Below are 23,687 nucleotides of genomic sequence, written 5' to 3'. Positions count from 1 at the left end.
TTTTAAAACCAGCTAACTTTTAAAAACGCCTAATTTTTACGATTGCCATTCACGGCGTAAATGATAATCTCGGCGCAATTGATCAAAGTCGGCGCCCTTTACTTGACCATCAGCTAACTTACTTCGTAGTGCAGCATCATCTTGCATGATATTATAAAACTTAATCAGTCTCTCCGGATGCGCCTTGAGCTCAGACCATAAAAACATATTGAGCGGCAATAGCGTTTGCATAGACTGCGCCGGTGTGACCGCCAGTTTTTCACAAAGCGCATCATAGATAATTTGCGTACCACGCAGCTTACCTTCGACCGTGTAGCCTGCGATATGCGGTGTGGCAATCGCAAGTTTGGACAATAAACTCTCAGAAATCTCTGGCTCATGTTCAAACACATCGAGCACCAATTGGCGACCCGTACGTTCAATATCAGCTACTAAGTCATGCGCATTAATAACCGGTCCGCGCGCGCTATTGATTAATAATGTATCTGCTGGCATCACATCTAAGGCATTTTTATCGATTAAATACCGGGTTGGATAGTCGCTGCCATTAGGATTAGCATTATCTTTTTTATCGGTTAACGGCACATGCAAGCTGATAACATCACTTTGGCTAAGCACTTGCGCAAAGCTGGCATTATTAATATTCGATGCAGGCAGCAGCGGATCGTAACCCAATACCTGCCAACCTAAATCATGAGCATATTGCGCAAGGGTGCTGCCAATATTACCCAGTCCGATAATGCCTAAGGTTACTGGCGGCATCGATGGCTGACAATACTGCGGACGTAAGGTTAAGATAGCGGTTAATACATATTGCGCAACCGAATGCTTACTACAGCCAGCGGCATTGGCAAAGGTTATATTGCGTGCTGCCAAATAATCTTGATCGACATGATCGGTACCGATGGTCGCCGAACCAACAAACTTCACACTATTATTATCTGCCAATAGCGCCGCGCCTACTGGCGTCACCGAACGTATCAATAGTACTTCAGGTTGCAACTCTGCGAGCAACTGGGCATTGATATCACGTCCAGCGACGGTAAAAATCTTCACCGTGCGCTTCGTCTCTTGCCCAAGCGTTGATGGATTAAAAAACTCATTAAGGCTAGCGATATTGCTATCAGCAACAATGGTCAGAGGACGCATATTATCGTTATTCGTAGTGCTGGCATTAGGCATCTTTAAATATCCCTATTTATAAAGGTTTCTTATCAACCATCGCATCATTAGGACAGTATGTTTTTTATTATCAAACTCTATGCGCTTCTCTTTTTAACCTTAGGTTTGGTCAGTAGAAACGGTATTTTCGTCTTTATTTTGCTCAGTAGCTTTAGGTTGCAGTGGACCGTCAACCAACATCCCTTCTTGCTGGGCAAACAACTCATTCTTATGCTGTGATATCCATTCACGCCATACGGCAAGGCCGATTGCCAATACCACAGGACCAATAAACAAGCCAACAAAACCAAACGCGGTTAAACCGCCCAATACCCCGATAAAAATAATGATAAAAGGGATTTTGGTCGCGCCACTAATAACGATAGGACGAATAAGGTTATCAACCCAACTGATAACCAGTATACCCCAAAGCGCCAAGCCAATCCCTTCTACGGTATGACCTTGGCTCAATAACCAAATCGATACCGCGCCCCAAACAAATGGCGTACCAAAGGGAATTAAGGCAATGATAAAAGTCACAATGGTGAGTAAGATAGGACTTGGCGCGCCAGCGAAATAGTAACCAATACCCGCGAGCAATGCCTGCGCCAATGCAGTCAAGCCGATACCATAGACGACCGCGCGCGTGGTCGTACCGACCGAATCAATATAACCATCGATACGATTGCCAATGATATTACGCAGCGCTTGACGGATTTGACGTACCAAACTGGTGCCATCACGATAAAAGAAAAACAATGTCATCAGCGCCATACCAAGCTTGGCCAAACCACTGAAGACGACATCAAAAGCGACTTTGCCATAATAAAGATGCGACTGAACCCAAAGACGAAAAGCCTCTAGCGTCCCCTCAGGGTTTTTGTTGATTCTCCACAATACATCTTTGACTTGCTGACCGATGATGGGCAAATCTTTGACAGAATCAGGCACATCCAAATAGCCCACTTTGATGCGATAGACTAAATTACTAATGAGGCTTAACGCTTCTTGCTGCAAAATAAAGATACCAACGACGAGCGGCACACCAATCATAAGCGTGATGCTCACCGTCATAATAGCGGCGCTAAAATTTGAGCTGAATCGAACTCTTTGGTGAAAAAAATTATAAATAGGGAAAGTCACGTAGGCTAAAATCGCTGCCCATAGCGCTGGTACAATAAAAAACTGTACGACTTGGAAACATAATACGAACAGCACCACCAATAAGGTAATGGCCAATAAGCGCTGAATAAGAAATTCTTTTGTCCAGTTTTCAATCATAGCGTATAAACCAAGAGCAGGCAGCAAAAAGCCAATCCGGCTTTGCTGTAACGTTTATAAATAGGTGGATAAAAATCACAGAGCTTGTCCGTTACAGACCATGTCCGTTATTGGTATCCCTTAGCGAGTATGTTAAGTGGTAAATATTAGGTAATAGTTAATATTGGATAATAAGTTTCGTCGTAACTGCTACGTAAAGCAGTTGCTGTCAATACAGCGCGCAATACAGCTACCGTACCATACAGCACCTTTATAAACATCATATTTGGCTAGCAAAACAGCATTAATTTCTAAAAACAATCTTTGCTGATTAAAATAGCGTTAATTTGATATTTACCTGCACTTAAATGAGGTAACCCGCCGACAGTAACGGTTTATTATGCAATAAAATAAACCCAATAAATAAGACTATGTTGTAATCTTTACTTACATTTATCTGTACGCATTATCAGTGAATATAGGTGCTTGCACGCAAAAATTCCTAAGCAGATTTATCCTTGTAGAATAACGGCTATCTATCGCCTTTTTAGTCACTTCTGCTGTGATATCTTGCCAGCTAAATCACTGCTCAGTTCTATTAGTACGGACAATTGATGTTATACTAAAGGGATTAATCTGAACGCTTGGATGCTGTTAAGTTAGTATGACCTTATAGGTTTTTAGCATTATCAGCCTTGGCGTTTTGAAAATTACTTCTTGCAATCCTCATCTGCCACCCTACTCTAGACTGTCTTAATCACTGGTATTTAGAGCGGCGCTGCATATTTTGGTATTGTCGATAAGCATTATATTGATGCCTATCCAAGCTTGGCGCTCATTATTTCGACTCACTATTCAAGCGTCGTGTTTTGAGTGCCTAATTAAACACTTATATTTTGCGTTACTTTTATAAATTACTTTGATTTGGTTTTATTTGAAACCAAGACGGATTCAACACATTTACACAACCTATTGATAGGAACAATAACAATGTCAAGAGACACTGCAAAAGATACTGATAATCCCAATTCTACTGCCTCAAATGACGCCAATACGGCATCTAAACCGCAAGACAGCGTGACTTTTGCGCTAGCCCAATCGCATTTTTTGGTTGGTGATATCACAGCCAACGCTGAAAAAATGCGCACGCTCGCACTACAAGCCCGTGAGCAAGGCGCTGATGTAATTATCTTCCCAGAGTTAGCATTATTGGGCTACCCACCACAAGATTTATTGCTACGTCCTAGTCTTTCAGGTCGTATCAAAAGCGCGCTGTCGTCTTTAAGTGATATCGATGATATCGTGATGATTGTAGGCTATCCGCATGTTGATCATCATGGCACCTTTAACTCGGCTGCGATTTTGCATAACGGTCATCAAAAAGGCTTTTATCATAAACAAATCTTGCCAAATTATGGCGTATTTGATGAGCGCCGTTATTTTGATAAAGGTCGCAATCAAGTTTTATTTGACTATAAAGGCATTACCATCGGTCTACTTATCTGCGAAGATTTATGGGAAAAAGGTCCGATTGCCGAGCTTAAAAAACAAGGCGCTGACTTGATTGTGAGCTTAAACGCCTCACCTTTTGAGATTGAAAAACAAGACAACCGTAAAACCATGCTGGCCAAACGTAGTCGCGAAAACAATTTGCCTATCGTTTATCTAAACGCGGTTGGCGGTCAAGATGACTTGGTCTTTGACGGCGGCTCTATGGCCATCCAAGCCGATGGCAGCGTAGCTCACGAAGCCTCACGCTTTATGAATCAGCTCATGCTAGCGACATTTAATGTAAAGACGGCAAAATTTGATACGCAAGCAAAAGCGCCTTTATCATTGAGCCGTGAGTCAGAGATGTACCAAGCGCTGGTTGTTGGTCTCCGTGATTACGTCAACCTTTCAGGGTTCACTGGAATCATCGTTGGCTTATCAGGCGGTATCGATTCAGCCTTGACCTTGTGTATTGCCGTCGACGCTCTAGGCGCTGATAAAGTCTATGCGGTGATGATGCCGTACGAATACACCTCACAAATCAGCTTAGAAGATGCGCAAGCACAAGCACGTCGCTTAAACGTTTCTTATACCGTTTGCCCAATTTTTGATGCGGTTGAAGGTATCCGCCATACCTTAGCGCCACTATTTAACAAGTCTCCTGCTGATACTACCGAAGAGAATATCCAAGCGCGCGCACGCGGTGTGGTGTTAATGGCACTGTCTAATAAATTTGGTCATTTGGTCATCACTACGGGTAATAAATCAGAATTGGCTGTTGGTTACTCAACGTTATACGGTGATATGGCTGGCGGCTTTGATGTGCTAAAAGACGTTTATAAATCACAAGTTTATAAACTTGCAAGCTACCGTAACCGCTTAGAAGATACGCCAGTTATCCCTGAGCGTGTGATTACGCGTCCGCCATCGGCTGAGCTGCGTCCTGATCAAAAAGACCAAGATAGCCTGCCTGACTATGATGTCTTAGATGGTATCTTAATGTCGTATATCGATGAAGATATGGGCTATCAAGATATTGTCGATAAAGGCTTTGATGCTGATTTGGTCGCCAAGGTTATTAAAATGGTTGATAACAGCGAGTACAAACGCTCGCAAGCACCGATTGGCACTAAGATTAGCCATAAAGCCTTTGGTCGCGAGCGTCGTTTCCCACTGGTGAATAAGTGGTCAATAAAAGGCTAAGCTTTAACTACTGATTTATCATTACAACCTTTTAGATATGCCGTTATTTTTTAGATTAACCTCTATTTAAATGACAAACTAAAAGGTTGGATAGATTTAAGTTTTTATATAACTTTATTCAAGTGTTTTATAATTAGCTGGGTGCTTACCCAGCTTTTTTAGTTTTTATTGATAAATAATTTTCATTATCTGCTACTTGCCCCAAATTTTTATACATAATCGCTTACTTCACCCTATTCCAACTACTGTTTTTAATTTAGCTACCCTACCTATTTTTATCCGAGTCCGTCATGAGTTTGATCACCGCTACTATCTTCCTTCTTTTATTACTTACCTTGAGTGCTTTTGTCTCTGCCGCCGAGATTGCCATCGCTGCTGGTCGCAAGATTAAGCTCCAAATCATGGCAAAAGAAGGCGAAGTCCGCGCCCTTGATGTCCTGCATATGCAAGAAAATCCTGGTGGATTTATTACTGTGGTGCAAGTTGTTCTGAACGCCGTCGCCATTTCAGCCGGTGCGGTTGGTGAGTCAGCCATTAGCCCTTATTTGCAACTGTTGATTAAGCATGAAGCGGCGGCATCTATCATCTCGTTCGTGCTTATTACCAGTTTATTTTCCTTACTTGCTGATTTGATGCCTAGGCGCTTGGCGATGTCTAATGCAGAAATCTTTGCTGTACGACTGGTACGCCCGATGATGGCGTTGACTTTTATCTTTAAGCCGGTTATTTGGGTCTTTGATGGCGCCGCAAACCTTATCTTTGAGCTTTTTGACATATCAACCATTCGCCAAGATGACATTACTCCAGAAGATATCTATGCGGTAATGGACGCTGGCGCTGAAGCCGGTGTGCTCAAAAAACAAGAGCACCATTTGATCGAAAACATCTTTGAGATGCAAGAGCGTACCGTCACCTCAGTGATGAATCCGCGTGAGCATATCGTGTATTTTGATAGCAAGACCAGTACAGAGGAAGTGGTCGAGGTGATGATTGCGCAGCCGCATAATAAGTTTTTGGTCTGTGAGGAAGACGATTTAGAACAAATTATCGGTTATGTAGAGTCGCGCAGCTTTTTAGCCTTGGTACTTAACCAGCAAGAGGTTAGCCTAACTGACAAAGCGCTATTAAAACCGGCATTATTTGTACCCGATACCTTGTCTTTGTTTGAAGTATTAGAGATGTTTAAATCAACGGGTGCTGACTTTGCCGTTATCGTTAATGAATATGGCTTGGTGGTTGGCGTCATTACCCTACGCGATGTGATGAGCATTGTCATGGGTGAGCTGGTGACGGTTGAAGAGCAGCCTATCGTGCAGCGTACGGATAATTCGTGGCTTATCGATGGTATGACGCCGATTGAAGACGTCATTCGGGCACTAGATATTGTTAATTTACCGCGCAGTCAGAACTATGAAACCATCAGCGGTTTTATGATGTATATGCTGCGCAAAATTCCTAAAAAAACCGATACCATCGAATACGCCAATTATCGTTTTGAGATTATCGCTACCGACAATCTTAAAATTACCCAACTACTTGTCACCAAACTTGAAGAAGCGGTTAAGTAAAAAATCGGTTCAAATTTGGTATTAATATGTGATGAATCAATTGAGTGTCAGCTTAGTAGTTTAATGCTTTAACAGTCAATTAATAACAAGCTCAAAATCAGGCACGCGCGCCAAATATTGCCGTGCCGACGCGTACCATGGTCGAGCCATTGGCAATGGCTTCACCCATGTCACCACTCATGCCCATGCTCAGCGTATCCCACTGCGGTAACTCTGGATGCTCAATCTTGATATCTTCAAATAACTGCTTGGTTCGAGCAAAGGCATCGGTGTTGGCTTTCGCCGGAATAATCATCAAACCACGCAGTTGCAAGCGCTCGTAATGTTTAATGGCAGATATCAATGCGGGCAATTCGGCTGGCAAACAGCCGGACTTGCTGTCTTCATTATCGATATTGACTTGTATCAGAACATTAAGCGGCGGCAGTTCAGCTGGGCGTTGCTCATTGAGGCGCTTGGCAATAATCTCGCGCTCCAGCGTTTGCACCCAATCAAAATTCTCAGCAATATCACGGGTCTTATTACGCTGAATGCTGCCAATATAATGCCAAATGATAGGTTTGCATTCTGGCTGTTCTCGTAAAACTTGTATTTTTTCAAGCGCCTCTTGCAGATAATTTTCACCAAAATCACGCTGCCCTTGCCGCGCTAATGTTACGATCATCTCAGCAGGCTTGGTTTTGGATACCGCCAGTAAGGTGACCGCATTATGCTGCCTTGGCGCTTGGGCACACGCCTGCGCCACCTGTTTATTAACCTGCTGCCAACTTTCAATTAGATTTATATTCTCGATGTTACCTTCCTCATTTTGCGTATCAAATGCAGTCACAACAGTAGGAATATTATTTTTATGGGTTTGCTTAAAGATATCGTTCATAAAAGGCTCACAGGGATAAAGGATGCTATTGTCTTAGATCATTATTTTTATAAGTCATTTTAACTTTTGATAAATACTCTTTTAATAGAGAAATAATAAATCAATATTCATAAAACCAAGAATTACTGAACTATTTTTGCATTTTATTTATATAGTAGATGGTTAAATAGCCATAGTCTTGTTATGATATTGTTACATGGTCTAACATTTACTACTAAAGACAGTAGTAATGGTAACAAATACAGCGAAGATCAACATATTTTTAAGATAATTGGCTTAGATGGCGTTATAGAATAAGTATACGTTATACATTCTATACGCTTTTTGGCTCACCCTTATTTATTGATAGGAATATCCGATTATGGCTGAAAAGAATAACTTAAGCATCGAAGACTTGCTGCGCTTTACGGTCAAGCATAAAGCCTCAGATTTACATATTTCAGCCGGTATGCCAGCGATGATTCGTGTCGATGGTGAGATGACCCGTATCAATATGCCAGAGATGAGCCATCAGGTCGTGCATCAGCTGATTTATGACATCATGAATGATAAGCAGCGTGCCGACTTTGAAGAGTTTTTTGAGACCGATTTCTCTTTTGAGATTCCAAATTTAGCGCGCTTTCGTGTTAACGCTTTTAACCAAAATCGCGGTGCAGGCGCGGTCTTTCGTACCATTCCCTCTAAAGTCCTTACCATGGAAGACTTGGGTATGGGCGAGGTTTTCAAACGTGTGTCTGACTTTAAACGCGGCGTAGTATTGGTTACAGGTCCGACGGGTTCAGGGAAGTCTACCACGCTGGCAGCCATGATTGACTATATCAATGAAACGCGTAAAGAGCATATTTTAACCATTGAAGACCCGATTGAATTTGTCCACGAGTCTAAAAAGAGCTTGATTAACCAACGTGAAGTCCACCGCGATACTTTAGGTTTCGAGCCTGCGTTGCGTTCTGCGTTACGTGAAGATCCAGACGTTATCCTCGTTGGTGAGCTACGTGACCTTGAGACTATTCGCTTAGCCTTGACAGCCGCTGAAACGGGACACTTGGTCTTTGGTACTTTGCACACCAGCTCAGCGGCAAAAACCATTGACCGTGTGATTGACGTCTTCCCTGCTGCTGAAAAAGACATGATTCGAGCGATGCTTTCAGAATCGTTGCAAGCGGTCATCTCACAGACTCTTTTGCGTCGTCAAACCGGCGGACGAATTGCTGCGCATGAGATTATGCTAGGCACGCCTGCTATTCGTAACTTGATACGTGAGAATAAAATCGCTCAGATGTACTCCTCTATTCAGACGGGTGCTGGTGATGGCATGATTACCCTTGACCAAACGCTTAAAAATCTTGTCTCAAAAGGTACTATTAGCAAAGATGTTGCACGTCCTTATGCTAAGCAGCCTGAGGCGTTTATTTAGTACTGGTGTTTAGAAGACTAAACCCTTGTAGCACTAAGTTTTGATAACATTACAAATTGACAATCATAGATTTTTAATCGGCTTTATTCATTTTTAATGGTCGTTATTGGCAGTCTTTAAAAGTTTATTGAAGCACCTTTTAATCTATATATTCCAAGTGTAGGTACGTTATGGACATTGATAAACTTTTACAGTTAATGATCAATAAAAACGGCTCTGACCTTTTTATTACCGCTGACGTTGCGCCATCCATGAAAATTAATGGCAAAATTTTGCCCGTGGGCAAAACGCCGTTAACGGCTGAGCAAACTATGAGATTGGTTAAAGGCGTGATGACGCCAAGCCAACAAAAAGAATTCGACGAAACCAATGAGTGTCAGTTTGCGATTACAGACCAAGCTCAGCAAGCGCGTTTTCGGGTTAGTGCCTTTATCCAGCGCGACATGGCGGGAATGATTTTACGGAAAATTGAGAATAAAATCCCAACGGTTGAAGAACTGCGCCTGCCACCAGCGTTAAAAGAGCTGGCGATGAAAAAGCGCGGTATTATCTTGCTGGTTGGTGCAACGGGTACCGGTAAATCCACCACCCTTGCGGCAATGATTGGGCATCGTAACCAGAACTCACACGGTCATATTATTACCATCGAAGATCCTATCGAGTTTGTCCATAAGCATCGCGGTTGTATCATTACTCAGCGTGAAGTCGGTATCGACACCCACTCTTTTGAAGCAGGGCTGAAAAACACCTTACGCCAAGCGCCTGATGTTATTTTGATTGGCGAGATTCGTAACCGCGAGGTCATGAGCTATGCGATTCAATATGCTGAGACCGGACATTTGGTCTTTGCCACCTTACACGCCAATAACGCCAACCAAGCTATTGACCGTATTATTCACTTCTTTGAAACCAGTCGCCATAATCAGTTGTTTATGGATTTATCACTGAACTTACAAGCTATTATCGCTCAGCAACTGATTCCAACGCCTGATGGCAAAGGACGCCGCGCTGCTATTGAGATTTTATTAAACTCACAGCTGATTAGTGACTATATCCGTAAGGGTGAGGTTCATGAAATCAAAGATGTGATGACGCGCTCACGCGAGAGTGGTATGCAGACCTTTGACCAAGCGCTGTTTGATTTGTATGAACAGGGCGAAATCACCTATAAAGAAGCCATTCTGCACGCCGACTCTCCTAATGATTTGCGCTTAAAAATCAAATTGAGCAATAAAAATGGCACCGCCAATTTAGATGAAGGCGCTGATAGTTTATCGCTAGATATTACCTAGCTTTATATTACTTAGCTTGATCCTACTTATTAATTTATTCAGTATTTTCCATAAAAAAGCCCTCATCGAATGTGAGGGCTTTTTTATGGCTTTAAAATTAGCAGTATCAGCTATTTTTTTGAAACGCTTATTTTGCGTTGTCTTTGCAAGCCTGATTATCACAAATACCGTAGAGTACTAAAGAATGACCAGATAGCTTAAAGCCATGCTCTGCTGCTACTTTGGTCTGCTCTTCTTCGATGATTTCATTATGGAATTCGATAATCTTACCGCAGACATCACAAACCAGATGATCGTGATGCTCTTCTTGGGTAATCTCAAATACCGATAGATTGTTTTCAAAGTTATGACGCTCAACGATACCCGCTTGCTCAAACTGCGTCAGCACGCGATAAACGGTGGCGAGACCCACATCCTCACCTTGCTCAATCAGCGCCTTGTACACCTCTTCTGCACTCATATGATGCAGCTCTGCGCTTTCAAGCAGCTCTAAAATTTTGATACGCGGTAACGTTACTTTCAAACCCGCTTTACGTAAGTCTTGATTGGTAAAAGAAGCCATAATATCCCTTCTGACTATGAAAGTCTTAGCAAATAAATTCAAAAAACACGAGTTAAAAATCATTAATCATGAGTAATAATAGCGGATAAAAAAATATCAGCCATAAAAACCTAGCCACTCTTAGGCGAATTTCTAGAGCAATTTTTTATAAAAATTTGACGCCAAGTCTATGAATTTAAAATATAAATAATAAATACCGCCAGATAGCGTTTGGTAAATAATGTCGTAAGTGGTAGGCAATTGCAAGTAAATGACGTATCATTTGTCCAAGATTGCCTGCAAGACCAGCCTTATCGGTTCTTAGCTGCGCCTAACCCATTTTTTATGAGTCATCTTACCATGATAAAGACATTGAATTTTCGTTCGTTAAGCTCTGCAAGCGCAGTACGCAAGATTGCCATTACCAGTATGCTTAGTGCCGCTGTCGCTATGTCTGGCTGCTCATTACTAAGTGTGTATAAGATTGATTTGCCACAAGGTACCGCCATTACCCAAACCCAAGCACAAAAACTACAAGTGGGTATGAATCAAAATCAGGTACTTTATATTCTTGGCAGTCCGGCAATTAAAGATACATTAGAGCCTAAGCGCTGGGATTATATTTACGATTATAAAGCAGGGACAGAAGGTCGCCGCAAAGGTATCGCCGATGTTAAAAATGCCAGCCAGCATTTAATTGTCTATTTTGATGATAATGGTATAGTCACTCGTATCGAAGGTATTGACAGCTTACCGGCGTCGTAAATCTGCTCGAAAACCATAACGACTAGCTAGCAAATCATAGCGACTGACGGTTAACCCCGAGATTTATTTTTGCGCTGAGACATAGGATCAGCGCTTAAGCTGCGATATACCTCTACCCGATCAAAAGGCTGCAATATATAATTTAGTGGCTGCTTTTGTGCATATACCCCGACACGCCAACGCTTAGCCGTTGGCGTCGTCATATCAGCCGCTTGTTCGCACCATTTTTCCAGCTCTTCAAACTGTGCCAGCCAACCCACTTGCGCCAAAGCCTCATATAAAGTAGTACCTTGACTGACTTTAACGGTTAGGTAATGCTGACGCTCTGCTTCTTCGGCATACGCCAGATATACCGTCATCAAATTGCTTTGTTCAGCTTGAGACATATTAATATTAGCTTCACTGTTGCTAGCTTCACCGCTATCAGCTGCATGGTTATTAGCAGCGTTCATTAGCTTAACCACTGCAGCACCCAACCGATTAACGCTAACAGTAATGCCAATGGCACAATCAAGCGTATCGCAACCCGCCATAAGTTATAAAAAGCTTCATTGCCAAAGTTTAAAGACTTACGCAAATGGCTGATTTTCATCTGCCAACCGGCAAAAACCGACAGTAATAACACGGCGATACTACTGATAATCACCAAAATGCCAACCAGCCAATTGGTCGGTATCGCAACTACTAGCAGCAGGGCTAGCACAAAGGTTAATAGCACACTGACCAATAAGCCAAATTTATACGCCAATTGCTGCGTGCTATAGTGTAGTAAGTAGCTGGCCACAAACAATACGCCGACCCAATATAGCAGCTGCCCAATCGGTGGCAACGCCATACCGCTGATAAATAATGCGACAACACCAACCACCAGCTGTAATATCCAAATCGGTAGGACAAGCTTGGTTGCCCGATATTCTTGCTCAGCATGATGGCGAGAAGGTTTTTGGGCGTTATGATTATCCACCCCGACCGCAGTAACGGCTTGCTTGCTGACTAAATGCTGACCAAACCAATATAAACCAGTACCTGCACCCACACTGACCAATGCCAAGGCAACAGCACGTGCCCACTCACTTAAGCTGACATCGGTCATCGCAAAAGCAACATTTGGTAAACCGTTTGCCACTCCTAGCAGCAAGCCTATCAGCATTAAACCCAAGCCAATCGGTAAAGGTGCGACGCCCAGTAAGCTTAATAAGACAGCAATGACCATTAGGCCTGCGGCAATAGCAAAGCTTGGCACATCAGGTGCGCTATTTAATTCGGTTAGAGCGGCTAAAATACCAGTACTTGCACCAGATATGACCAGTGCTGCAATAATAATGGACACTAATGCGGCGAGCCAACCAAAACCGCGCCATAAAGAGCTGGCATCTGCCTCGCGCGTAAGCTTTTGCATACCCGCTAAAGGCGCCTCGGCACTACGATAGGCCAAGGCAATCTCAGCATACACGACCGGTAATGAGACCAGCACCATAGCTAATAGCCAAAGCAACCAGAAATCGATCTCACCTATAGATGCGGGTGCAAACCAACGAAACAGTAATAGCGGCAGCAGCGCGGCGATAAAGTAAGAAGCATAGCGAATCATCATAATTTAAATCCAAGCGATTCAAAGTGAATAACATTTAATGATATAAAGCCCTGATAAGCGCCGATATTTTTTCTATTAGCTTTATATATAGCTGTGTATACAGGCGACTTACCTTGTACAAGTTTTATAAAAGATTATGCAAGTTATATAAGGACTGACAGTTATAAAAAAACCCCGAAATCGGGGTTTAATAGCTAAAGCATAACGGCTGCATGAAAGTACATAAGTTAGTATTTCATTTAAACATGCAACAAATTAGTGGATAGCACTCACATAATCTGACAAGATGCGAATATCGCGATCAGACAGTTTTGAAGCAACGGTTTGCATCATGCCCATCTCACCTTCTTTTGCCGCATCGTTGACACGTTTTTGCTCATCGCTGTCGATATCATCTACACGACCAGCCGCACGGAAAAGCTTTAATTGAGTGGCGATATATTCAGCATGCTGTCCACCTAAACGTGGAAATGCAGCCCAAGCGTTACCCGCTGCATCTGGACCATGACAACCTGCACAACCGATGACACCGCGTGTCTTATCGCCGCCTAAAAACAGCTTAGTCGCTTCTTGCGTGGTTGCAGGATTACCGAATGCCACACCCCAAGGTTTTTGGCTCGCATAATATCCTGACACGTTGGCCAAATCTTGCTGAGATAAATTGGCAACTTGTGATTGCATGATACCGTTTTTACGATAGCCCGATTTAAAATCAACCAATTGTTTGTATAAGTACTTCACGTTTTGACCGCCAAGATTTGGCTGGGCTGGTATAGGACTCACACCATTAACACCGTGACAAGCAGCACAGACCGTTTCTGCGACTTGTTTACCAGCGTTAAGATCATATTCAGGAACAGTGATAGCAGCTTGTACGCTGAAACTTGCAACACATAAGCTGGCGGCAGCGATTAACTTTTTCATTGATACAAATCCTACTAACTCGGCGTAAGCATTATCTAGCATGATTGCATTATTTAGAGACACAAAATATACAGAGCCATCATTTAGCCAGCTAAGCCATATATTCTGCGGTCTTTATCACAAGCAGCCCGAAAGTACTTACTAATATCAGGGTTTATTTTGGATTATTATAGCAAGACTTTTTACTATTTGCCTACTTAATCGTAGCATTGGGGATTTTTTCTATTCATATCCTAATCACCTACTTCATAAAAACAAAAAAGCGCAAAAGGTTTAGTAGCCTTGCGCCTTATATATTTTTATAAACAATGATGGATAGCTTTATAACTTAGGTATGACCTATGCACGGGTTGAACGCTATTTACTCATATATTCGATAAGTTTACGGTAATCAGCATCGCTGCAATCTGTGCACAATCCACCGGCGGGCATTTGAATCATGCCACTTTTCACCGATTTAATCAGCGCAGGCATGCCCTTTTGTTTGATGAGCTGTTGCCATTTGGCACTGTCGCCTTTTTTAATGGCATTGAGCGCGCCACTATCGTGACAAGCAGCACATGAGTTATTATAGGACGTTGCAATATCAGCCGCACTGGCAGTACTTAGCATCGCGGTGCCAATTATGAGCGCGGTTGCCGTACTGGCTAATAAGCGATAGCTTTTGGCAACTGTTGTGGTGATTGAGAACATGGGACACCTCACATCGTTTCTTCATTCGCTTAATCAATAATTTTATTAAACGTCTTTCATTCAATCTGTCTGACTAAAGATTGTAACAATATATGTCGTATTAATATATATAAATATAGTTTAGCTTTGTTAACGGCTGCTCATGAGGCAGAAGACTGCCCTAAGAGCCGATTTACTTGAAAGTCATTTTAAGACTATGCCGCCAATAGTCTGTAATTAATATAAGGGTAATGGCCGTTATTTCAATAACTAAGCGCCGTAATAGTATAGAATAGGCGGTATCCTAAAACCCTTATATGATTGAAGTCTTATTTTTGCCGCGCACCTATTCCATACGCTGCTGTAAGCACTGCTTAATTCAAAAACTTTTATTACCGTATCCAATTTTTCAAGATTAATGAGTCACTTATGAGTACCCCGTTCAAAGATGTCGCCGCTGAACACGCGGCTTTTAATACCAAAGCCCGTCAACGCATTCAGCAAACTGAATTTCTCATGTCTGCGCCAACTTTTCGCCTTTGTCCGCCTGATGTTGGATTAGAGATTGCCTTTGCTGGACGTTCAAACGCTGGTAAATCATCTGCTATTAATGCACTGACCAATCAGCGTCAATTGGCACGCTCGTCTAAAACGCCTGGCCGTACGCAGATGATTAACTTTTTTAGTATTGGCGATAGTGATAGACGTTTGGTTGATTTGCCCGGCTATGGTTATGCGGCCGTACCGCTTGAGATGAAAAAAGAATGGCAGGTTGAGTTAGAGGAATATCTCGTATCGCGCTCAAGCCTTGCAGGTTTGGTGTTGATGTCAGATATTCGTCATCCACTGAAGTTCTTTGATGAGCAAATGCTGCATTGGGCAAAAGATGGCGATCTGCCAGTGCATATCTTGCTGACCAAAGCCGATAAGCTTAAATATGGTGCCTCTAAAAACGCGCTACTGAATACCCGTAAAAGACTGAAGCAATTGGGCTTAAACTGTACCATTCAGCTATTTTCAGCGTTAAGAAAAGAAGGGCTTGATGAATTGGCAGGCGTCATGGGCAACTGGTATGAGTATCAGCTGGATGCCAATAAAATTATTGAATCCTCTTTTGCCTTGCTAGAAGGTGCTGAGCTAGAAGACGCGATTGCAAAGGACGCTGCTCAAACAGGCAACGTTGAGAAAGATAGTGCTGAAAAAGATAATATTGAAAAGGACAGTGCTGAAAAAGACGGCGAGTAAACCTCATGGTTTTCGCCAGTCACGGTTTTTGTCAGTTATAGTTTTTAACCAGTCACAGTTTCAGCCAAAAAGAGTTTATCGCTAACAACGATAAACTCTTTTTGATTTTTATGACCCTCTTTTACCATTTAAACGAATGCTTATTTAAGCACACAATAGCTCAGCCAATGCTTGCGGGGTATCTACTTGATAAGTTGGCTGCTCGGCAGCAAGCTCGCTACTCGACGCCGTACCATAATTGACCGCAATACTGGTCATGCCCAAACGGTTGGCCATTTGAATATCATAAATACTGTCGCCGATAAATACCGCCTGCGAGATAGGCTGCTTGGTATAATCTAAAATATCGCTGAGCATTTGCGGGTCAGGTTTTGAGCCTGATTCATCAGCACAGCGCGTGATGGCAAAATAGTGATGACTGTCAGAGCCATCTAACACCCGATCTAATCCCTTTCTTTTCTTACCAGTGGCGACCGCCAGCTGCTTATCTTGCTGTTGCAAGGTTTGCAGCATAGTTTCGATAGGCGCAAAAAACGGCGTACGATGGCTGCTCGGAATATAATAATCCGCATAACTTTGCTGAATCGCTAGCTTCTGCGCAGCGGTTGCTTGCGGATATAAAATCTCAATGCCATGCATCAAGCTCAGGCCGATGATGTCTTTGACGGCCTGATCGGTGGTAGTAAAGCCATGCGCCTCGCCTGCCACATGCATTGACTCAACGATTAAGCCAATCGAATCCATCAAAGTGCCATCCCAATCAAAAATAATCAGCGTTTTATCTGCTAAGTGATGCTCGGCTGCTAAATCAGAAGTATTTGCTGCTAATGCATGAGCGAGTGCTGCTGTTGTCATGGACTAACCCTTAACGATTCATCGTAAATGGCGGATGTGAAAACGTCACGGTCACTTATTTGGCTAAAACATGCCCTTATAAGTTACTGTGACGTTTGTGCTTCATCTTGAATATTAATATAAAAACTGAGAATGGAATATCAGTCATTTAAGCTTATTCAGGTAGTTTAATGTCAGCTGGCAACCAAGCTACCATCTCATCTGGTAATGGCGCAGTAATGGTCTCATAGCCGGGAATATCCAAACGCCACGCATGCAAGCACAGACGATGCACGCCAGACTTGTCATGCACGTTGTATTTATCATCACCTAAGATAGCATGACCAATATGCGCCAAATGCACGCGGATTTGATGGGTACGACCGGTCAATGGCTTAGCTTCAATCAAACTGACTGGCTGATTGGCCAGCATAAAGCGACCATGAACGATAATATCTGTCTGACTTTCTTTAGCTTGGGCATCTTGTGCATCTACTTTTACGCGGCGCTCACCACTAGCCAGTGTATAGCGCAATAATGGCGCATCAATACGCTGCTCGTTCAGGGCAGGCTGACCTTTGGCGATACATAGATAATGTTTTTGGATGGTCTTATCAACAAGATGCTGCTGCAAGGCTTTTAACGCTGAGCGTTTCTTAGAAATCATCAGCAGACCTGAGGTATCTTTATCGATACGATGAATCAGCTCTAAGTACTTTTTGCCCGTCACTTCCCGCATGGCTTCAATAACACCAAAATCTAAACCACTACCGCCATGAACGGCGATGCCCGATGGTTTATTCAATACGATTAACCCTTCATCTTCGTAGACCACACGTGCCAATAAACTCTTGGCAAATTCGGTACTGATAATAGGTTTATCACGGGTGGCTAGCTGAACAGGCGCAATACGTACGACGTCTTCACGCTGTAATCTGTCATGCGCTTTACAACGTTTATTATTGACGCGCACTTCGTCCGAGCGAATCATTTTATAGATATGCGGTTTAGGCAAGCCTTTTAGACGATTGAGTAAAAAGTTGTCCAAGCGCTGATCATGCTGATGGCGAGTGACTTCAAGGTAGTTGACCTTTTCAAAGTTACTAATTTCGTCATCGGCACTTTGCGGGCGCGTTTTGCTATTAAAGATAGCCGGAGCTTCGTGGATAGGTTCGTCGTTTGTCATTTTGTCGTTTGTCATTTTTAGTTAGGTATTTACATAAAGATTTGCTATAGTTTAGCATGTTGAGCGCCAATTAAGCAGAGGCTGCGACAATAATTCATCGTTGTTACAGACAGTGTAGCGCCATTTTTACTGCTGGTCAGTACTGGTTAGTTAAGCGCTGCCTGTTATAAAATCTGCCACGCTTGTGTGTTTCATCTGATTTTAAGGGTGTTATATCCCTTGATATACCCTATAATGCCCCATAAATTGTAAGAACAACGCTGACATTTATTAGTACAAAACAGTATTAGTACCAGATAAGTTATCAGCATAAGATTGTTTATCATTACAGAATATTGTGACATTAGACAACATCGCTTTGATAGATTTTTAAAACATTTTATCAAACGATAACAACATAACATTTACTCACTACCGCATAACCACGACTTGCCTTGATAACTATTTATGATCATACATAATTATTTATCATCCAGTCCTTTAGGCGCGCAGATGAGCAAGTATGGGTCGTTTAGAGCCAGAATCGAGCATCATTAACTGATTGTCGATAGCTGCCTGAGTATTGGTGGTCAAACAGAGGACGATAAGTAGAATAGACAAGAGACACCGTGCCGATAAGCCGGTCATTTATTCTGTTTGCCAAGTACGCCCCGCTGATGACGAAAGCAGCGCCACCTAGCTTTGAGATACCCCAGATATATTGACGTTATACCCAAAAGAACGATAAATAAAGAATGACCAATTGCTTCACCTAAAAGGATAACCGCTGCACGGCACTATTTTATACGATAACACTTATATAATAGTCCTTAATGACAGCGATATTATTGCTAGACCTTGATTGATTACTGTGACAGCACGATGCTTTTTTAGTACCTGTGACCTTTTGACTCTCAGTCATTATCCACCGCCACCCTTACAACGTGCGCTGACCCTCAAACTGGATAAGACGACTGCTAATAAAAGACCACTCACTTGCTCCTGCATTAATCATTAGAACAAGCCTATTCATAATAACTCTATAGATAGTAGCCTTACACCCTATCTTATCTATATGAATGTTACCGACATTAGCATACCTTATCGCTAATACATTTTAGGTCAAAAAGCGATTGCGAAAAGCCCGCGCGCTTAACTGCATTTATGCTTTACGTTCTACCGCTCATTAACGTCTGCTCAGGCTAATTGTATTATTAGCCACACTTGCCTCCCTGCCCTAAAGCCTGTCTCGTCGTTGTTCTGCGTACTCATAGGATACTAATATGAAACGCATTTTAATCAACGCTACTCAAAACGAAGAAATTCGTGTTGCCCTTTGTAAAGGCAATCATCTTTACGATTTCGATTTAGAAAACCGTACCCGCGAACAAAAAAAATCTAACATTTATAAAGGTCATGTGACCCGTGTCGAGCCATCGCTTGAAGCGGTATTTGTCGAATATGGCTCACAGCGTCAAGGCTTCTTACCGATTCGTGAAATTTCTGCTGAATATTTAAGCGGCAATCCACGTGATGAAAACATCAAAAAACTGATCAAAGAAGGCGATGAGCTCATCGTCCAAGTTGAAAAAGAAGAGCGTGGTAATAAAGGCGCGGCTTTATCAACTTACGTGTCACTAGCAGGTCGTTATTTGGTGTTAATGCCAAACAACCCTCGTGGCGGCGGTATTTCACGTCAAATCTCGGGTAAATTGCGTGAAGATATGAAGCGTATGCTTGGCAGCTTAGATTTGCCAAAAGGCATGAGCGTTATCATTCGTACTGCTGGTATTGGCAAAACCCAAGAAGACTTGCAGCATGACTTAAATCACTTGCTTAATATCTGGCAAGCCATCCAAGAACAAAATCAAAAATATCCTTCACCGCGTTTGGTACATCAAGAAGCTGGCGTCGTGACGCGCGCCGTGCGTGATTATCTACGTGATGATATTGCTGAGATTTGGATTGATAACGAAAACGCTTATATCGAAGCGGCAGGTTTTATCGACGCGGTGATGCCAAAACAAGCTGAAAAGCTACGTAAATATACCGATTATGAGCCAATGTTTTCGCGCTTTAATATCGAAAAACAAATCGAAACGGCCTATCAACGTGAAGTACGTTTGCCATCAGGTGGCTCAATCGTTATTGACCAAACTGAAGCCTTGGTGTCTATCGATATCAACTCAGCCAAGTCAACCAAAGGCTCTGACGTTGCTGAAACTGCTTATCATACCAATTTAGAAGCTGCCGATGAGATTGCCCGTCAATTGCGCTTGCGTGATATGGGCGGCTTGATTGTCATTGATTTCATCGATATGAATGACAATAAGCACCAAAAAGAAGTTGAAAAACGTTTAGTCGATGCCACCAAATATGACCGCGCCCGCGTACAGTTCGGTGATATCTCTAAATTTGGTTTGATGGAGATGAGCCGTCAGCGCCTGCGCCCATCATTAGAAGAATCGACTGGCTATATCTGCCCACGCTGTCATGGTAATGGCATGATTCGTGATTTGCGTTCATTATCACTATCGATTATGCGTCAAATTGAGCAAATCGCTCTTAAAGAACGTCAAGGTGAAGTACAGGCAGAAGTCCCAACGGATATCGCTGCTTTCTTATTAAATGAAAAGCGCGATGCCTTGGTCTACCTTGAGCAAGACAGTGGTACGCGTATTACTATCTTGCCGCATGCGCATTTAGAATCGCCAAACTTTAAGCTACACTTTAACCGTGACGGTTTTGCCCCATCAAGCTATGAGCGTATTACGGATACAGCCCAAGAACATAGCGATTTGGGTTATGAAGTTGACTGGCAAACCGCTGAAAAAGAGCGTCCTGAGCAGCAGCCGACGCGCCAGCCACGCCAAATAGCCGATAACAGCAGTAATAATAACGGTAATAACAGTCAAGCGAATACGAGCGCCAATACCCAGCAAAGTGCGCCGAGCCAGCAGCAGAATACGACCAGTCATAGCAATGACCATCGTAGCAATGCCAATGCTAGCAATGTTTCATCAGCACGGGCGCCGCAGCCACAAACACCGACGCAAAGTGCACCGGCTGTTGTGGCTACAGCTGCGCCAGTAGTGACCCAAACTGCTCCTGTTGCTGCTGCCCAACCGCAAGCCGTTGCTTGGTTGTCTAATTTATTTGCGCAAGCACCGCAGGCACAGACCACTCATAGCGTCAGTAGTCGTGATGCCGCTGAAGCCATTGAAGCACTGGTCAATACGGGCGCGCAAAGCTTAGGCTCGTTTGGGCAAGTTGATAACAGTGTGCTTACTGATAACAATCAAGCTACAGCTGCGCCGCAAGAGAGCAATCAACAAGCTAATAATCAGCCGTCAAACGCCAATCGTCAGCAGACGTCTAACAACACAGCTGATGACAATAACGATGCTGAAGAAAGAAGAAGACGTAAGCCACGTAAATCACGCCCTTCTAAGACGCGCCAAAGAAAAGAGCCGTCAGATGAAACGAGTGATAACGTCGCTGGCGATACGACAGACAGCAGCATAAGTAGCGCTGATAACAAAGAATCGAACAGCCAAGATAAACGTCAGCAGGATAACAGACGCCCTAACGACCGTAATCGCAATAATCGTCAAGACAGCGCTCGCAATGGTAATGAGAGCAGCGAAAATAGCAAAGGCAATGAACGTCATGAGCGTACCGATACTGATGACAAAAACGCCAATACTGCAGACGAGCAAACTCGTGCTAAGCGTAAATCAAATAGCCAACGTCAATCACGCGGCAAACTTGAGCGCGGCGAAACGTTAAGCGCTGACAATGCACAACAAAATGCTCAGCTAAGCACTAAAGAGGCTAATAATGGCAATGGTAGAAGCCAATCTAGCTCACGCCGCAACCAAGACCCTAATGAAGTTATATTACAGGTCAATGAAGCAGCCACGGAACTCAAGTCGCCAGAAGTGGTACATTTATCTTTAGATGACAGTAAATCTGTAGCAGCCACTCGCCAAGCACCTGAAAAGCAAGGCGCTGAGAAAGCTAGCAATGACGCTGATAAGCAGAAAGCACGTCAAGAAGACAGCACGCCGAAAAATGTAGACAAGCCGGAAGCTGTTGAGCAAAAGACTGACAGTCAAGCGGCTAAAAACAGCCGTGAATCGGTTGATAACGGTGAAAAAAACAGTAAGCAAGTCGATACAGATAAAGCTGTTGACAGTGATGCAGTTCATCTAGAAGAAGCAAAAATAGCAGAGCCAAAAGCAGACCAAGCACAACCAAGCGCTACTGAAGCTAAAGTGCAAATGTCTGACGCTAAGTCTACAGATGACAGTAAAATCGCCGCTAAAAAAGTTGCTGCTAAAGAAGCAGGTGCAGATGAGCAAGCAACGTCTAACAGCAGTGATGTTAAAACTGACCGTCCAGCTGATAGCAAAAAGCTAGCGGAAAGTCAAAAGCCAGTAGATGCCACTGCTGAAAATGAAGCAGCTACAGAGAAAGCTCAGGAAACAGCTTCTGATGTTGCCACTGATGCTAAGGCTGACGATGCCAGCAATAGCAAGCAACCAGCGTTCGAGCTTAACCATGACGCTTTGTTTGCTAAGCGCTATGTGACGGCTAATAAGTTTGGTCAAGCCAGCAATGACCCACGTCTGGTACGTCGTCAACAGGCTCAAACACCGATAACTAAAAAATCGGTCGCTGAAATACCTCAGGCAAATCAGCAAGACAAGCCAACCGCTGTAAACGTACCAGCTATCCGTGGTACGGTTGGTGAGTTTATCCGTGCGACGCTACCAGAAGCGCAAGCGCGCTTAGCAGCAGAGGGCGTTATCAACTGCTTTAATGCTGCTATTGCCTTGCATGTTGAGCAAGCGCAAGCCGCTACTACTGACGAGGACAAGGTTAAAGTCGATAGCAGTAATGAGCCTAAAGTAGTGACTGGCGAAGCTGCCAATCAAGAATTTAACTTTAGCAACTATGGTTATCAACCTTTAGCAGCAGATTATATCGCCCGCTTTGAGAAGATGACGCAAGCGGTCAGTCAGTTTGCCGCCGCGCAAGGTAAAACAGCCGTTGAACCACGCGCTATTAGCAAACGGGCAAGCAACGACCCACGCGGTCAGCATCCTGACTATCAGGAAGTAGCTGTAGTTACCACTTCTGAAGCGCCTGCAGATGACGCTTTAGCTGCCGACAACGACATCGATGTTCATGTAGATGCCCATAAAGTAGAAGCAAATGCGCTTGTAAATCAAGGTCAGACAAACGATGTCAGCGCCGATAGTGAGCAGCTGTTAAAGGTTGAGCAAGCACTAGAAGAAGGAAACGCGGCGCAATCTGATGTTGAAGCAGCGAAGGCGGAAGAAGTCAAAACAGCAGATGCTGATACTGAAACCAGCGTTTCTGATGTCGAGCAAAGCGAAACTGAGCAAGCGCCTGAGCCAACTGAACAAGTATCAGAACCAGCGACAAAAGAAGAAATTCAAGCAGCGAAGTCAAAAACAACCATCGCCAGTTATAAAAACATGATTGAAAATGTGGCTGAGCAGTTGTTGCCACAAAAAGGCATGTTTAATTTAACCACGCCAAAAGTACCTAAGGCGCGCACGCGTAAGCCGAAGACTGAGCATAAGAAGCCAACGCAGGCGGAAAAATCAGAATCTGATGATACTGATAGCGAGAGCTAATCGCCTTTT

Annotated in this window: 17 protein-coding genes; 7 read left to right on the top strand and 10 right to left on the bottom strand. The window is 43.3% G+C overall.

Translation table 11 applies throughout. The features are described 5' to 3' along the window. Positions 1-36 precede the first annotated feature (36 nt). Together JMX50_RS12540 and JMX50_RS12535 are read right to left on the bottom strand one after the other, a co-directional pair. A complete protein-coding gene (locus JMX50_RS12540) occupies positions 37-1,149 on the bottom strand; it encodes a 4-phosphoerythronate dehydrogenase (RefSeq protein WP_201629902.1) in 1,113 nt (370 codons plus the stop codon). Between the two features lie 132 nt (positions 1,150-1,281). Further along, positions 1,282-2,442, bottom strand: a complete 1,161-nt coding sequence (locus JMX50_RS12535; RefSeq protein ID WP_227671060.1) for an AI-2E family transporter — start codon at positions 2,440-2,442, stop codon at positions 1,282-1,284. A gap of 969 nt (positions 2,443-3,411) precedes the next feature. Between JMX50_RS12535 and JMX50_RS12530 the strand changes: the two genes are divergently transcribed. Both JMX50_RS12530 and JMX50_RS12525 read left to right on the top strand, forming a co-directional pair. Beyond that, positions 3,412-5,115, top strand: coding sequence for an NAD+ synthase (locus JMX50_RS12530; RefSeq protein WP_201562350.1), 1,704 nt, complete (start codon positions 3,412-3,414; stop codon positions 5,113-5,115). A gap of 290 nt (positions 5,116-5,405) precedes the next feature. Continuing rightward, positions 5,406-6,683 carry a hemolysin family protein gene (locus JMX50_RS12525; RefSeq protein WP_201619100.1) on the top strand — a complete coding sequence of 426 codons (1,278 nt, stop codon included), beginning with the start codon at positions 5,406-5,408 and terminating at the stop codon, positions 6,681-6,683. 97 nt (positions 6,684-6,780) lie between these two features. Here the strand turns inward: JMX50_RS12525 and JMX50_RS12520 are convergent, their stop codons facing one another. Further along, positions 6,781-7,512, bottom strand: a complete 732-nt coding sequence (locus tag JMX50_RS12520; protein WP_413786839.1) for a YggS family pyridoxal phosphate-dependent enzyme — start codon at positions 7,510-7,512, stop codon at positions 6,781-6,783. A gap of 409 nt (positions 7,513-7,921) precedes the next feature. Here JMX50_RS12520 and JMX50_RS12515 point away from each other — a divergent pair, with 409 nt between their 5' ends. Continuing rightward, positions 7,922-8,977 (top strand): type IV pilus twitching motility protein PilT, encoded by a 1,056-nt coding sequence (locus JMX50_RS12515; RefSeq protein ID WP_149490560.1) that lies wholly within the window; start codon positions 7,922-7,924, stop codon positions 8,975-8,977. 170 nt (positions 8,978-9,147) lie between these two features. After that, positions 9,148-10,269 carry a PilT/PilU family type 4a pilus ATPase gene (locus tag JMX50_RS12510; protein WP_201619098.1) on the top strand — a complete coding sequence of 374 codons (1,122 nt, stop codon included), beginning with the start codon at positions 9,148-9,150 and terminating at the stop codon, positions 10,267-10,269. Between the two features lie 127 nt (positions 10,270-10,396). Here the strand turns inward: JMX50_RS12510 and fur are convergent, their stop codons facing one another. After that, positions 10,397-10,831: a ferric iron uptake transcriptional regulator gene (gene fur, locus JMX50_RS12505; protein ID WP_201562358.1), complete on the bottom strand. Its 435-nt coding sequence runs from the start codon at positions 10,829-10,831 to the stop codon at positions 10,397-10,399. A gap of 324 nt (positions 10,832-11,155) precedes the next feature. On the opposite strand from fur, the gene JMX50_RS12500 reads away from it, so the two are divergent. Beyond that, positions 11,156-11,575: an outer membrane protein assembly factor BamE gene (locus JMX50_RS12500; RefSeq protein ID WP_183619781.1), complete on the top strand. Its 420-nt coding sequence runs from the start codon at positions 11,156-11,158 to the stop codon at positions 11,573-11,575. A gap of 50 nt (positions 11,576-11,625) precedes the next feature. Here JMX50_RS12500 and JMX50_RS12495 read toward each other — a convergent pair whose 3' ends face one another. The 4 genes from JMX50_RS12495 to JMX50_RS12480 all read right to left on the bottom strand — a co-directional run bounded on the left by JMX50_RS12495 (position 11,626) and on the right by JMX50_RS12480 (position 14,786). Further along, positions 11,626-12,027, bottom strand: coding sequence for an RnfH family protein (locus JMX50_RS12495; RefSeq protein WP_227671059.1), 402 nt, complete (start codon positions 12,025-12,027; stop codon positions 11,626-11,628). Beyond that, complete coding sequence (locus JMX50_RS12490; RefSeq protein ID WP_201629882.1) at positions 12,027-13,169, bottom strand: hypothetical protein; 1,143 nt, start codon at positions 13,167-13,169, stop codon at positions 12,027-12,029. Before JMX50_RS12490 ends, JMX50_RS12495 begins: the two co-directional genes overlap by 1 nt. A gap of 255 nt (positions 13,170-13,424) precedes the next feature. Then, positions 13,425-14,093 carry a c-type cytochrome gene (locus tag JMX50_RS12485; RefSeq protein WP_201562362.1) on the bottom strand — a complete coding sequence of 223 codons (669 nt, stop codon included), beginning with the start codon at positions 14,091-14,093 and terminating at the stop codon, positions 13,425-13,427. Positions 14,094-14,450: 357 nt separating this feature from the next. Next, complete coding sequence (locus tag JMX50_RS12480) at positions 14,451-14,786, bottom strand: c-type cytochrome (protein WP_201629875.1); 336 nt, start codon at positions 14,784-14,786, stop codon at positions 14,451-14,453. 408 nt (positions 14,787-15,194) lie between these two features. Here JMX50_RS12480 and yihA point away from each other — a divergent pair, with 408 nt between their 5' ends. Further along, complete coding sequence (gene yihA / locus JMX50_RS12475; RefSeq protein ID WP_201629873.1) at positions 15,195-16,010, top strand: ribosome biogenesis GTP-binding protein YihA/YsxC; 816 nt, start codon at positions 15,195-15,197, stop codon at positions 16,008-16,010. A gap of 144 nt (positions 16,011-16,154) precedes the next feature. Here the strand turns inward: yihA and JMX50_RS12470 are convergent, their stop codons facing one another. Together JMX50_RS12470 and JMX50_RS12465 are read right to left on the bottom strand one after the other, a co-directional pair. Then, positions 16,155-16,865, bottom strand: a complete 711-nt coding sequence (locus tag JMX50_RS12470) for an HAD-IA family hydrolase (protein ID WP_201629870.1) — start codon at positions 16,863-16,865, stop codon at positions 16,155-16,157. 154 nt (positions 16,866-17,019) lie between these two features. Continuing rightward, positions 17,020-18,030: an RluA family pseudouridine synthase gene (locus JMX50_RS12465; RefSeq protein WP_201562370.1), complete on the bottom strand. Its 1,011-nt coding sequence runs from the start codon at positions 18,028-18,030 to the stop codon at positions 17,020-17,022. A gap of 1,262 nt (positions 18,031-19,292) precedes the next feature. Here JMX50_RS12465 and JMX50_RS12460 point away from each other — a divergent pair. Then, on the top strand, positions 19,293-23,678 hold the full coding sequence (locus JMX50_RS12460) for an Rne/Rng family ribonuclease (protein ID WP_201629868.1): 4,386 nt from the start codon (positions 19,293-19,295) through the stop codon (positions 23,676-23,678). Positions 23,679-23,687: the final 9 nt, after the last annotated feature.

The sequence above is a fragment of the Psychrobacter maritimus genome, assembly GCF_904846345.1.
Lineage (GTDB): Bacteria > Pseudomonadota > Gammaproteobacteria > Pseudomonadales > Moraxellaceae > Psychrobacter > Psychrobacter maritimus.
Note: the sequence above shows the minus strand (reverse complement) of the source record. Positions and strands in the feature narration are given on the sequence as shown.

Excerpts from the sequence above, each read along its gene's own strand:
- JMX50_RS12480 (WP_201629875.1), bottom strand. The coding sequence starts at position 14,786 with ATGTTCTCAATCACCACAACAGTTGCCAAAAGCTATCGCTTATTAGCC.
- JMX50_RS12515 (WP_149490560.1), top strand. The coding sequence starts at position 7,922 with ATGGCTGAAAAGAATAACTTAAGCATCGAAGACTTGCTGCGCTTTACG.
- JMX50_RS12460 (WP_201629868.1), top strand. The coding sequence starts at position 19,293 with ATGAAACGCATTTTAATCAACGCTACTCAAAACGAAGAAATTCGTGTT.
- JMX50_RS12525 (WP_201619100.1), top strand. The coding sequence starts at position 5,406 with ATGAGTTTGATCACCGCTACTATCTTCCTTCTTTTATTACTTACCTTG.
- JMX50_RS12510 (WP_201619098.1), top strand. The coding sequence starts at position 9,148 with ATGGACATTGATAAACTTTTACAGTTAATGATCAATAAAAACGGCTCT.
- JMX50_RS12540 (WP_201629902.1), bottom strand. The coding sequence starts at position 1,149 with ATGCGTCCTCTGACCATTGTTGCTGATAGCAATATCGCTAGCCTTAAT.
- fur (WP_201562358.1), bottom strand. The coding sequence starts at position 10,831 with ATGGCTTCTTTTACCAATCAAGACTTACGTAAAGCGGGTTTGAAAGTA.
- JMX50_RS12490 (WP_201629882.1), bottom strand. The coding sequence starts at position 13,169 with ATGATGATTCGCTATGCTTCTTACTTTATCGCCGCGCTGCTGCCGCTA.
- JMX50_RS12470 (WP_201629870.1), bottom strand. The coding sequence starts at position 16,865 with ATGACAACAGCAGCACTCGCTCATGCATTAGCAGCAAATACTTCTGAT.
- JMX50_RS12485 (WP_201562362.1), bottom strand. The coding sequence starts at position 14,093 with ATGAAAAAGTTAATCGCTGCCGCCAGCTTATGTGTTGCAAGTTTCAGC.
- JMX50_RS12530 (WP_201562350.1), top strand. The coding sequence starts at position 3,412 with ATGTCAAGAGACACTGCAAAAGATACTGATAATCCCAATTCTACTGCC.
- JMX50_RS12495 (WP_227671059.1), bottom strand. The coding sequence starts at position 12,027 with ATGAACGCTGCTAATAACCATGCAGCTGATAGCGGTGAAGCTAGCAAC.
- yihA (WP_201629873.1), top strand. The coding sequence starts at position 15,195 with ATGAGTACCCCGTTCAAAGATGTCGCCGCTGAACACGCGGCTTTTAAT.
- JMX50_RS12535 (WP_227671060.1), bottom strand. The coding sequence starts at position 2,442 with ATGATTGAAAACTGGACAAAAGAATTTCTTATTCAGCGCTTATTGGCC.
- JMX50_RS12500 (WP_183619781.1), top strand. The coding sequence starts at position 11,156 with ATGAGTCATCTTACCATGATAAAGACATTGAATTTTCGTTCGTTAAGC.
- JMX50_RS12465 (WP_201562370.1), bottom strand. The coding sequence starts at position 18,030 with ATGACAAACGACGAACCTATCCACGAAGCTCCGGCTATCTTTAATAGC.